Raw genomic sequence first — 12,255 nt, 5'->3', positions numbered from 1 at the left:
GGCATCGAGCGGCCAGTAACCAATCAGCCCATCCCGTTCATCGGGCGGCACCGAGCGATGCCGGTTGCGGCGCAGTGCTTCGCTCGTCAATGCTCTGTTCCAGATGCGTACCTCGGCCATCTGCCCGTAAAAATACCCCCCTTCGAGGTCCCGGCCCACAAACAGACTGGTCCCCGCCTGTTGGAGGGTGGCGGCGTTCGGAAGGGTGATGTCTCCGGCCGGCAGGCCGTCGATCCAGAAGGCAACCTGGCTGCTGGCGAAGGTCACGGCTACATGGTGCAGACCGCCGCCTTCGAGGCCGCGGTCGCTGTGAAACAGGATGTCGGGGATGGAGCCCGAGTGGAATTCGAGGGCGCCGCCCGGTCGCACGGCGAAGTGGAACGGGGTCGCGCCGGTCTGTTCGTTGCCGGCGGCGACCAGCACCATCGGGTCCGGCCGGACGAGGGAGTCGATGTGGATGGAGGCCTCGACGGTGAGCGCATCGAAGGCTGTGAGGCCGGCGACTTCGCGGGCCTGGAGGTAGTCGGTGACGCCGTTAAACTGGAGGCCGGCCCACCGGGGCGGCGGGTCCAGGACGAGCGGGTGATCCACCCATGTCGGCTGCATGGCCAGCACGTCGCTGCCGGGGATGCCGTGGAGGGCGTTGGGGGTGAAGTCGTGCAGCCGGCCCGAGAGCGAGGGGGCGAGCGGCCAGTAGCCTGCCAGGCCGGCCTCGCCGCCGGTGAGCCGGCGGTAGCGGTCGCGTGCGATGGCGGCCGCCGGCCGCGCCGCGCGCCACAGGCGGACGTCCTTGATGAGGCCCTCGAACACACAGCTGTTGAGGTCGCGCCCGATCTCGAGGTCGTTGCCGACGACTTCGATGGACAACCGCGCGGCCGGGTTCTCCGTCGGCGTCTCGACGCCGTCGATCACAAAGGTCGCCACGCCGGCGTGGACGGACACCGCCACGTGGGAATAGACGCCATACGGGAGCGCCTGGCGGGTGCGGAGGTACCCCAGGGATTCCCGGGCCACGCGCAGCGCCTCGCCGGTTTTGCCGCGCAGCGCGGCGTCGCCGGCGGCGAGGAGCGGTCGGTCGAACAGAGCAAGCCGACCGTCGTCGTCGATCCACAAGATAAACTGGATGGCGTGTTCGTCCTGCCGGGCGGCGACGCCTTTCGCGAGGATCGGGTGGATGCCGGCGCGCGCGGGGTTGACCCACGCCTCGATCGTGAACGTCGAACCGGCGAGATCGGTGGGCACCGCGCCGCACGCCACGAAGTCGTTCACGCCCTCGAAGGCGAGCGACGGCTCGGGCTGGTAGCCCGGTGCGAAGGTGCGCAGCACACGGTCGAGGTCGGCGAACGTCCACCTGAGCGTACGGGCGAGTTTTGTGAACCGGTAGAGGCGTTCCAGCTTGAGCAGGCTCAGGTTGACGAGCCGCTCGGTGGTGTAGGACGGGTCGAGCGGCAGCGCGGGGTCCTGTTCGATGGCCAGGTGCCCCAGGCCGTCGTCCACCCGGTTGATGAAGAAGAGGCGGGAGAGGCCGGCGTTAAACGCCTGCGGGTCCAGGTTCTGGTAGATGAGCGCGTTGAGTTCATCGCGCGAGAGGCCGGTACGGCGGAGGAAAACGGCGACATTCGCGAGGTCGGCCGGCCCGCCGTAGCGGGTGTCGAGGGCGGCGGGGTCGGCGTTGACCTCGGAAAGCAGGGCGTACTCGCCGGGCGAGAGACCAAGGGCTTCGCGGACCGCCCGCGCGGGGTCGTCGTCGGGGCGGGCGAAGGTGTCATAGATCTCCGCGAGGCTGGTTTTTATCTTCCCCAGATACACGCGGATCTCTTCCAGCGGGAGGTGGAAGGGGAGATTTAACGGGTAGCCGGCGTCGAGGAGCACCGCGTAGGCGTCCGGGTTTTCGCGGGTGCGGACGAGCGCTTCGAGGGCCTCGATCACAAGGTCGATGTAGGCGATCTCGCCGGTTGTATTCGCCGCGTCCAGGGCGATGGCGGCCAGGTCTGGCCGGCGGTTGTGGAGGGTCAGCGCCGTAGGGATGGCGTTGTCCGGGTGCCCGTTGATGTGGGTGTCGACGAAGCGGAGGAGGTCGACAAAGTAGGCGGCCGGCGAAAAGACCGACTCGGCGTGGTCGCACGACAGGTAGTCCAGGCTGCTAAAAAGCCGCTGGTAGTCCGGGATCTCCTGCAGGTGATCCAGGAACGCCGGCGGGATGTTGTTGAAAAGCGTCTGCCGGAGATGCGGCGAGGCGGCGTCCTTCAGGTTGGCCCAGATGAGGGTGGCGCGTTCGAGGATGGCCACCGCCGTTTGATGCACCCGGCGCGCAAGCAGCGGGTCGCACCCGAAGGCCGTCTCGGCGAACCGCGCCACGAAGGCGTCTTCGGTGATTTGCGCGATCTGGCGGACCGCCTGGAAATCGGGATGCTGCTCGCGGAAACGCTCAAGCGCTTCGCGTTCGAGGGTGGGGTCGACACTACGCATGGGAAGGTGGGCTGATGGGTCGGGTCTCCGTAAGTAAGCATTTCACTCAAGGAAACCAAGAAGGGGTGGCGAGTTAAGGGTTCCGGGTGGCAACTCCCAAATCCAAAACCTGGAACGCGTCCCTCATCCTTATCGCACCGTTTACCGACGACAGGGCTCATCCGAGAAGCAAAAAAACAAAAAAAATGCCCTCCGCATAACTGCGAAGGGCTTCGTACTCGTATGGGTTGTTTCGATGCTGGGGATACCTCTCGTGCCCCGTCACGTACGCCGCGTCGTCACGTGATCCCCGTATAAAGATGCTGGGCTAGATGGTGTTTCGCTTCGCGACTCTTGAATGCAAACCCCTCACATACCCTTTTACCTTTTTACCCTTTTACCTTTTTACCTTTTTACCTTTTACCTTTTACCTTTTACCTTTTACATGTTGCCTTTTCCTACCAGTCGTTTCCATCCTCGTACCCGAGATACACGAGCAGGTCGTTGTAGTGTGCTTTGAAGTAGGCGGTGTGCTCGGCGTTGAAGTGGTTTTTCCAGTCGCCGTGGACGCCTTTTCGGTAGTGGCTCTTGACGTTTTCCTGGCCGTTTTTGCGCCCGCCGGCGAGCTTCGCGAAGCTGAGCCGGTCGGCGATCGATTCCAGGGCTTCCTGTGGCAGGGTGTAGACCGGGCGTTTGGGCACCGGGAACATGGGCAGGTTACCCGGCATGTGTCGCCGGCCTTTGTAGTTCAGCCGGTTCATGCTGAGGCGGAGCGCGTGGGCGCTCTTGGCGAGGCCGGTGCGGGTTTCGTAGTCGAACATCTCGAGGAACACCAGGATCTGACGGAAGACGTTAAACGGCTCGGCGCTCAGGTCCTCCATCCGTACTTCGAGGATGTGCTCCTGGTTGTAGTTCCACTCGGACATTTCCTTGAATTGCTGCCCGAGGTACTCGAGTTCGAATACGAGCCCCTCCTCCTTGTTCAGCCCTTTCAGCTTCTCGCGGAGCACGCTGAGTTCATCCCACGTCGGCGCCTCGAGGCTGTGCAGGTGCGAGTAGTAGGCGGAGACGACGATGTCGCGCGGGTCGCGGACGACGTGGAAGCCGCGGTAGACCTTCAGGTCCGGCGTGTATTTTGTCGTCGTGTTGATGTACGCGAGGAACTGGATGTGTTCGGCGTCGACGAGTTTGCCCAGTGTGCCGTACTGCTCGAAGGAGTACGGCTGGTGGACGATCTTGAACTTCAGCCCCATGTGTAGGCAGAATTCCCGGAGGATGTTGTCGATCCATCCGGAAGCGCATTTATGATGCCCGAAGAAGGCGCGGAGGGGAAACGGGTTGTTCGGGTCCGCGGAGGTCCGCAGGATGTCGTGGTTCGCGGGTTCGGCGATCACATCGCTCGCTTTCATAGCAGTGCTTGGCTGGGGTAACGGGTCACGCCGGCACGGCCGGGGCCGTACGCGCATGGGACGGTTCGCCGACCAGTTCATGGAGGAACTGGTCCAGCTGGTCGGCCAGATAATTCCAGTCGAAGTTGTCGATCTGGGGGACATGGGTCTGAGGATGGCTGAAGGCGCGGACGATGCCATCGCCATAGGCTTCCGCTTCCGGCGCCGCGAAGACGAGGTTGCTGAAGCCGAGCCGTTCCGCCTCGGTGATGCGGGGCACCACCACGGGTTTGCCAGCGGCCGTGTATTCAAAAATCTTGATCGGCGACGCCGCGCTGTAATAAACGGCTTCGTCCACCGGGTACATGCCTACGTCGGTAGCCGCGAAGTACGAGGCGATCTCGGCGTACGGCACGGGGCCGGTGAAGATGAAGGTGTCCGCCGCGTTCGGGATCTTCGCCAGGGCGGCTTCGATGGCCGGCGAATGCCCCACGAGCATGCACTTCAGGTTCGGCATCTGTTTCTTGGCGTGCAGCACCGACTCCAGGAAGTACAGCCGTGGGCTGCACGTGAGGCCGATCAGGCTCACCACGTTCGCGTTCTCAAGCCCGTATTTCGCGCGGACGGCATCGCCCTTCGCGGACCGCATCCGCTGGATGTCGGCGCCGTTCGGGAGGTACAGGCTCGGCTTGTTAAACTGCTCGGCGCGCTCCTTGGCGATGCTGGAGACGCAGAGGATGGCGTCCGACTCCCGCATGTACACCTTCTCGGGATGGTCCGGCTTGGCCTCCCAGTCCGCGCAATCCAGGTAGTCGAACACCAGCGGCACGTCCAGATCGAAGGGCGGGTAACCCGTCATGAAGCTGGTCGGGCCGGCGATCACCATGTCGATGTTACATTCGCGCACGATGCGGCGAATGTCCTGGTGAAAAAAGTGCTGGTTGATGCCGACGTTTTTGTAGTGCTTCCGGAAGGGCCGGAGAAAATCCGGGATGCGGCGGACGTGGAAGGCGTCCAGGCCGTCGATGGTCAGCGGGTAGAACCGCAGGCCGGCCAGGACGGCCTTGAAGCGGTCCCCGCCTTTCCAGGTCTGCCATGTCAGCGTATAAATCTTGTGCCGCTCCCGGAGGATGCGGATAAAGTATTGATCGCGGCGATGCGCACCAGGCTCAGACGGGCTGTGTGGGATCCAGAGCAGGTTCATGTGCAAAAGCCTCTTTGAGTATGGAAACTATTCGGCTCGAAGCGAGCCCGTCGCCGTAGGGGTTGATGGCCTGGGACATGGCGCGGTGGGCGGCCGGCCGCATCAGGTCGTCGACATGCGCCACGATGGTCGCGGTGTCGGTGCCGACGACGCGGACAGTGCCGGCTTCGACGGCCTCGGGGCGCTCGGTGACGTCGCGCAGGACCAGGACGGGCACGCCGAGCGCCGGCGCCTCCTCCTGGATGCCGCCCGAATCGGTGAGGATCAGGTAGCTTTTCGCCATCATGTGGGAGAACTCCAGGTAATCGAGCGGGTCGATCAGGTGGATCCTAGGTACGCCCTCGAGCTTCGCGTAGACGGTGCGCCGCACGTTGGGGTTGTAGTGAACGGGGTAGACGATCTCGACGTCCGGGTACTTTTCGGTGATGTCGCGGAGCGCCTGGCAGATGTTCTCCAGCGGCTCGCCGAAGCTCTCGCGCCGGTGCGCCGTCACAAGGATCATGCGGCGGTTCGCCCAGTCCAGCTCGATCGGCAACGTACACGGTTTTTTGACAACCGTCTGCAGCGCGTCGATCACCGTGTTGCCGGTGATGCGGATGTACGTGTCGGGCACGCCCTCGCTGTGCAGATGGTCGGCCGAAGTCTGCGTCGGCGCGAAGTGGAACGTGGCGAGGGTGTCCACCAGGTGCCGGTTCATCTCCTCCGGGAACGGCGAGTACTTGTCGTACGTCCGCAGGCCGGCTTCGACGTGGCCGATCGGGATCTGGTGGTAGTAGGCCGCCAGGCCGCCGGCGAGCGCCGTGGTCGTATCCCCATGCACCAGCACGACATCCGGCTTGATCTCCGTGAACAGGGCGTCGAGTTTGTGGATGAGGCGCGAGGTCAGGCCGGCGAGGGTCTGATTCGGCACCATCACGTCCAGGTCGTGGTGCGGCGTTATCTCGAACAGCGACAACACCTGGGCGAGCATCTCGCGATGCTGGCCGGTGGAGACGACGATCGGCTCGAATATATGGGGATGACGGGCGAGTTCGGGGATAAGCGGGGCCATTTTGATGGCCTCGGGCCGCGTGCCAAACATCACGACGACCTTGATGCGTTTCTGCTCCATATCGCCCTAGAAAAGATCCTTCGCGGATACTTCGTTACGGGGGAATTCGAAGGCCTCGATGGCAAACATGGCCGGCCAGGCAAACATCATCTTGTTCGTCCGGAAACGGCCCTTGGTGTAATACAGGCCACCCGACGGGCTCCACATCTGGGATTCGATGAAGGAGATCGCGCGGCGATGGTTGGCCTCGAAGCCGGCGCCGGCCAGATGCGTCAGGCGCGCCGTCTGCGACGTCGCGTCGGCCGCCTTGAAGGCGTCGACGGCGCGGCGCACCTGGTGCTTCATGCCCCGGCGGTCGGCATAAACCTGGTAGACCGATCCGTCGCCGTTCTGGTTCTGCTGGAGCCAGCGGATGCCCTTCAGCGCGGCCTGGGTGTAGCGGTCGTCGCCGGTATAGGCGCCGGCCGACAGGAAGCCCTCGCAGGCGTAGCAATGGGCGTGCGTGAACACAAAATCCCGCGTCGGCATCGCCCAGAAGAGGCCGTCGGACGCCTGCAGGCCGAGGGTGTAATCGCACACCCGCCGCGCGGCTTCGATGAACTCCTGCTCGCCGGTCACGTCGGCGATTTTGAGGAGCGGCATTGCGTTTTTGACATGGATGCAACTGCCGTCGCCAAAGAAATTGCCGGTGTTGGCCGCCCCTGTCTTCGGGATGAACTTGGCAAGGAAGGCGCCGTCCGGGCGTTGCATGGACAGCAGCCACTTGCCGGCGCGACGTGCGCTGTCCAGATAAGCCTCGTCCGGGTCTGCCCGATACAGGTCCATCATCCCCATCGTGCACATGGACGTGTCGAACGTATACTGCTCGCCCTCCGCGCACGACCCTTCGGGATCCGGGCAGTGCGGATAGGCCCCCGAAGGAAGCTGAATCCGCATCAGAAACCGCGCCGCCTCGCGGGCGGCGTCGAGATACCGCTGTTCACCGCGCCAGCGATACAGGTGGGCGAGCACGCTCACTCCATATCCCGTTATTTCCGTGTACTGGCCCGGGACGCGGCCGGTTTTTTCATGGACACCATGGTTGAACGATCCGAAACGCTTCGTTGAGGGATCGGTGTTCCGCACGGGAGCCCCGATCAACCAGTCGATCATGCGTTGATGAGTCACGGGGCCCTGCTTACGCACGCCCTGCTCCGCTCGAACTGTCATGGGTTGTTGCTGCGCAGCCACGTCGAGGGCCGCATCTATCGATCCGTTGTGACGATTCATCACAAATAGTACTGGCTAGCTGTAGGTCTCTGAGGTATCGGCGCCTCAAGGCGCAATAAATAGACCGGTTGGATATTCCTGCGTCAGATCTAACCACAATCCGCCACGGCATCCGGCGTGGGCCGGCTCCAGGGCGAACGAACGATGGGGCGTAGGTGCAGGGGTATACCGCTCAAGCGGTCGTGGCTCGGATTCGCTGTTCCTTGCATCGTTAAGATCCTTGCAGGCGGTAGGGTCTCCGTAAAAAAGGAGACCGGTCTCGCAGAATTGATCGTGGGGCCACGTGCATGCGCCACCCCGAACGACTCCATGATACAATGCCCCCCAAGCCGGGAGAAACCGGTTCAGATCAACACGGATGCGTCTTTGGCTCAATCGGTAAGCAGGTGCTTCTGTGAATCGGTTTCAGGTTCAAGGTTTCAGGTTCAAGGGGTAGAAAATAGTACCGGTAAAAAAATTTAACTAAACAGTTGAATATTTTTGCCAAACCCCGTAGTATGCCGGGGCAACCAGGCAAGGACGATGGATAATCCTCAGGAAACGGAAGCGCGCGTACTCGCGGCGGCGACGGCTGAATTCCACGAGAAGGGCTTCAGCGGTGCACGGATGCAGGAAATCGCGCGACGGGCGGGGCTCAATCAGTCCCTGCTCCATTATTATTATCGGACGAAGGACAGGCTCTTCGAGGCGGTCTTCAGCCGGGCGGTGCGGCATGTCATGGTTCCGGTGCTGGAAGTGCTGGGCAGCCCCCTCCCGCTCCGCGAGAAGGTTGAACGCTTCGTCCATACGTACATCGACCAGGTGCTCGTCAACCCTCACGTGCCGGGTTTTGTGGTCGAGGAGCTGCGCCGGAATCCGGATCGGCTCCGCACGTTCATGAGTGGGCATACAAACGGCCTTTTCGCCATCCTCGCCGCACAGATTGAGGAGGCCGTCGCCGCCGGCCAGATCCGCCCGATCGCGCCGGCGCACTTTGTCGCCAACCTCATGGCGCTCTGCGTCTTCCCCTTCGTCGCCCGGCCGATGGTTCAGACCGTCACAGGCATGGACGACACGGCCTATCACGCTTTCCTCCAGCAACGCAAGGAAGTCGTCGTCCGCTTCTTCCTGGATGCCCTCACACCATGATCGCACTCCTCCTCGCTCTCTGGGCGATCGCCCCCGCGGATACGATCCGCCTCGATACCTGTTACCGGCTGGCTGAAGCGCACCATCCTCGTCGGCAGGAGTTCGCGCTCCACGACGAGATCGCGGCGCTTCGGCTCGATAACCTCGATGCCCGGTTCCTCCCCACCCTGTCGCTCCAAAGCCAGGCCACCTACCAGTCGGCCATCCCCTCCTTCCCCATCACCCTCCCCGGGGCGTCGGGGCCCACCATCAGCCACGACCAGTACCGGGTGTCGCTGAGTGTGGACCAACTGGTGTACGACGGCGGGGTCGTTCGTCGCCAGCAGGCGCTTGAACGGCTACAGCGAGACGCGGCGCAGCAAGAGGTGGCGGTGGATCTCTACCGGGTGCGTGACCAAGTGAACGTGGCCTACTTCGGGGCGCTCGCGGCCGAAACCCGGCTGGCGTCGCTCCAGACGTTCGCCGAAGACCTCGCCTCCCGGCATCGCCGGCTCGAGGCGCAGGTGCGCGCCGGCCTGGTCACGCCCGGCAATGCCGATGTGATGGCCGTAGAGCGGCTGCGGGTGGATCAACAGGTCGCCGAGGCGGAATCGGCCAGTAAAACCGCCCTGGCCGTCCTGTCCGAACTGATCGGGCAACCGGCCGACGGCCCCCTGGCATGGCCCGAAGCGCCCGACGCGGCATTCGAAAATCAACGCGCGCGGCCCGAATACGCGGCATTTGCACTGCAGACGGACCTCCTCGCCTCCCAGCAGGCCCTCGCCGGCCTCAAGACGCGCCCCCGGGTGGTCAGCTTCGCGGAGGCCGCCTACGGCCGGCCCGCCGGGCTCGACCTGTTCGACGATCGCTTCCAACCGTTTTATTCGTTCGGCCTCCGCGTCCAGTGGGGATTCTGGGACTGGCGCGTCAGCCAGCGCGACCGCGAGGCGCTGACACTCCAGCAAGACGTCGTCGCCGCCCGCGAAGAGGTCTTTACCCGGCAGCTGGACCTCGCCGCCGTCGAACACGGCCAGGCCATCGAACGCCTCGAAGCGCTCCTCGTGCAGGACGAGGAGATCATCATGCTCCGAGCCCGCATTACCGAAGCCGCTGCGAGCCAGCTCGACAACGGGGTGCTCACGGCGACGGATTTCTTGATCGAACGGAACGCCGAGCAGCAGGCCCGGCTCACGCGCGATCTCCACGCCCTCCAACTGCTCAAGAGCCGAATCGACTACGCCACGGCCCTCGCGACCGGGGAATGACGGACCGTACGGACACGCCATGGCGTGTCCGTACAAAAAATTTGTACGCCCTCTTATGACAACACGCATCCTCTTCCTCGCGCTCGCGGCGGCCGCCGCCGGCTGCGGCAACGGCGAGCCGGCCTCCGACGCCTACGGCAACTTCCGGGCGATCGAGACGATCATCTCCGCTCAGACCGCCGGCCAGCTCCTCGCGTTTTCGGTGGACGAGGGGCAGGGCGTTGCTGCCGGCGCCACCGTGGCGCTCGTCGACACCACCTACCTCGCGCTGACCCGCGCCCAGGTCCGCGCCGGCCGCAATGCGGTCCGCTCACGGATCGCCGGCGTGCTCGCCCAGATCGATGTGCTCGAAACCCAACGCGATGTCGCCGTCCGTGAGAAAGAACGGGTCGAGCTCCTGCTCCAGGATCAGGCCGCCACCCCCAAACAACGCGACGACATCGACGGCCAGATCCGCGTCATCGACCGCCAGGTCCAGTCCATCCGCACCCAGAACGCCACGATCCTCGGCGAGATGCAGGCGCTCGATGCCCAGATCGCCATGATCGACGACCAAATCCGGCGGAGCGTTATTGTCAACCCCATCGCCGGCACGGTGCTGGCCGTCTACGCCCGCCGGTACGAGCAGACCGCTCCCGGCCGGCCGCTCTACAAAATCGCCAACCTGGACACGCTCGAACTCCGCGCCTACGTCAGCGGCGACCAACTCCCCCACATCCACCTCGGCCAGGCCGTCGAGGTCCTGATCGACGAAACGGCCACCGAAAATCGCTCCCTGTCGGGCGAAATCGCCTGGATCGCCTCCGAAGCCGAGTTCACCCCGCGCATGATCCAGACCAAAGCCGAACGCGTGAACCTCGTCTACGCCCTCGACATCCGCGTCCCCAACCCCGCCGGCGCCCTGAAAATCGGGATGCCGGGGGAGGCAAGGTGGGGGAGTGGGAATAGGTGATGGTCAATTGTTCGTAAGAATCATTAACCATCAACCATCCCCATGCCCGCCATCCACCTCACTTCCCTTACCAAACGCTTCGGCGCCGTCACGGCGGTCGACGGGGTGAGCCTGGCCGTTGAGGAGGGCGAGTTGTTCGGACTCATCGGGCCGGATGGGGCGGGGAAGACGACGCTTATCCGGATGCTGGTGACGCTGCTGAAGCCGGATGCCGGCGAAGCCCGCGTCGACGGGTTGGATGTGGTGGCGGATTACCGCGCGTTGCGCCTCCGTCTCGGCTACATGCCCGGCCGGTTTTCGCTCTACCCGGATCTCACAGTCGAGGAAAACCTGGCCTTCTTCGCCTCGGTCTTCGGGACGACCATCGCCGAGAACTACGCGCTCGTCGCAGACATCTACCGCCAGATCGAACCCTTCAAACACCGCCGCGCCGGCCAGCTCTCGGGCGGCATGAAGCAGAAATTGGCCCTCTCGTGCGCGCTGATCCATAAGCCCAGGGTGCTGTTTCTCGATGAGCCGACCACGGGTGTCGACGCGGTGTCCCGGCAGGAGTTTTGGGAGATGCTGCGCCGGCTCAAACGCAGCGGCATCACTATCGTGGTATCCACCCCATACATGGACGAGGCGGGCCTGTGCGACCGCGTCGCGCTCATGCAGGGCGGTCACGTGCTGGGCATCGACGCGCCGGCGGCGCTCTCGAGCCGGTTCACGCGCCGCCTCTTCGCTATCCGCGCGCCCGAGCGCTTCCGGTTGATGCAGACGCTGCGCGCCTACCCCCATGCGTACTCGGTCTACGCGTTCGGCGAATCCCTGCACTACACCGACACCCGGCCCGACGCCCGCCCGGCCGACTTGCTGGCCTATCTGGCCGACCACGGTGTGGGCGAGGCCCATGTTGCACCCATCGCCGCCGGCATCGAGGATGTCTTCATGGCGCTGATGGACGAACACCGGGAGGTGACCTGATGGCCATGATCGATGTCGACCAGCTCACCCGCACGTTTGGCGATTTTACGGCGGTAGACCACGTCTCCTTCTCTGTCGAGGCCGGGGAGATCTTCGGGTTCCTGGGCGCCAACGGCGCCGGCAAGACGACGTGTATGAAGATGCTCACAGGGTTGCTCGCGCCATCGTCCGGGCACGCCACCGTCGCCGGCTTCGATGTCGGCGCCCAACCCGAGCAGGTGAAGCGCCGGATCGGGTACATGAGCCAGAAGTTTTCGCTCTACGAGGACCTCACCGTGCGCGAAAACATCCGCTTCTACGGAGGCATCTACGGTCTCTCGAACGCCGCCATCCGAGACAAAACCGAGGCTTTACTCCGCAAACTGGATCTCACCGAAGCCGGTCATACGCTCATCCGGGCGCTGCCGCTGGGCTGGCGTCAGAAGCTGGCGTTTTCGGTGGCCATCCTCCATGATCCCAAAGTGGTTTTCCTGGACGAGCCGACGGGCGGCGTGGACCCGATCACCCGCCGGCAGTTCTGGGATATGATTTACGAGGCCGCCGCCGCCGGCGTCACCGTCTTCGCCACCACGCATTACATGGACGAGGCCGAATACTGCGACCGG

At 64.0% G+C, this 12,255-nt stretch carries 10 protein-coding genes; 5 read left to right on the top strand and 5 right to left on the bottom strand.

The genetic code is table 11. The features are described from left to right. From SH809_16255 to SH809_16235, 5 genes are all read right to left on the bottom strand, one after another. Positions 1–2,469, bottom strand: a 2,469-nt coding sequence (locus tag SH809_16255; GenBank protein MDZ4701265.1) for a LamG-like jellyroll fold domain-containing protein, incomplete at its 3' end; no start/stop codon positions are given. 437 nt (positions 2,470–2,906) lie between these two features. After that, positions 2,907–3,857 carry a sulfotransferase domain-containing protein gene (locus tag SH809_16250; GenBank protein MDZ4701264.1) on the bottom strand — a complete coding sequence of 317 codons (951 nt, stop codon included), beginning with the start codon at positions 3,855–3,857 and terminating at the stop codon, positions 2,907–2,909. A gap of 25 nt (positions 3,858–3,882) precedes the next feature. Continuing rightward, positions 3,883–5,040 carry a glycosyltransferase family 4 protein gene (locus SH809_16245; GenBank protein MDZ4701263.1) on the bottom strand — a complete coding sequence of 386 codons (1,158 nt, stop codon included), beginning with the start codon at positions 5,038–5,040 and terminating at the stop codon, positions 3,883–3,885. Further along, complete coding sequence (gene wecB, locus SH809_16240) at positions 5,006–6,151, bottom strand: UDP-N-acetylglucosamine 2-epimerase (non-hydrolyzing) (protein ID MDZ4701262.1); 1,146 nt, start codon at positions 6,149–6,151, stop codon at positions 5,006–5,008. Before wecB ends, SH809_16245 begins: the two co-directional genes overlap by 35 nt. Positions 6,152–6,157: 6 nt before the next feature. Continuing rightward, positions 6,158–7,360: a pectate lyase gene (locus SH809_16235; protein ID MDZ4701261.1), complete on the bottom strand. Its 1,203-nt coding sequence runs from the start codon at positions 7,358–7,360 to the stop codon at positions 6,158–6,160. 522 nt (positions 7,361–7,882) lie between these two features. On the opposite strand from SH809_16235, the gene SH809_16230 reads away from it, so the two are divergent. The 5 genes from SH809_16230 to SH809_16210 all read left to right on the top strand — a co-directional run. Then, positions 7,883–8,488: a TetR/AcrR family transcriptional regulator gene (locus tag SH809_16230; protein ID MDZ4701260.1), complete on the top strand. Its 606-nt coding sequence runs from the start codon at positions 7,883–7,885 to the stop codon at positions 8,486–8,488. Continuing rightward, on the top strand, positions 8,485–9,732 hold the full coding sequence (locus SH809_16225; protein MDZ4701259.1) for a TolC family protein: 1,248 nt from the start codon (positions 8,485–8,487) through the stop codon (positions 9,730–9,732). The genes SH809_16230 and SH809_16225 overlap by 4 nt, the downstream gene beginning before the upstream one ends. A gap of 55 nt (positions 9,733–9,787) precedes the next feature. Then, positions 9,788–10,684: an HlyD family efflux transporter periplasmic adaptor subunit gene (locus SH809_16220; protein MDZ4701258.1), complete on the top strand. Its 897-nt coding sequence runs from the start codon at positions 9,788–9,790 to the stop codon at positions 10,682–10,684. 42 nt (positions 10,685–10,726) lie between these two features. After that, on the top strand, positions 10,727–11,650 hold the full coding sequence (locus SH809_16215) for an ABC transporter ATP-binding protein (protein MDZ4701257.1): 924 nt from the start codon (positions 10,727–10,729) through the stop codon (positions 11,648–11,650). Beyond that, on the top strand, positions 11,650–12,255 hold a 606-nt coding region (locus SH809_16210; GenBank protein ID MDZ4701256.1), incomplete at its 3' end, for an ABC transporter ATP-binding protein. The genes SH809_16215 and SH809_16210, both read left to right, overlap by 1 nt.

Source organism: Rhodothermales bacterium (assembly GCA_034439735.1).
Classification (GTDB): Bacteria; Bacteroidota; Rhodothermia; order Rhodothermales; family JAHQVL01; genus JAWKNW01.
This window is presented reverse-complemented; position numbering and strand designations above follow the sequence as displayed.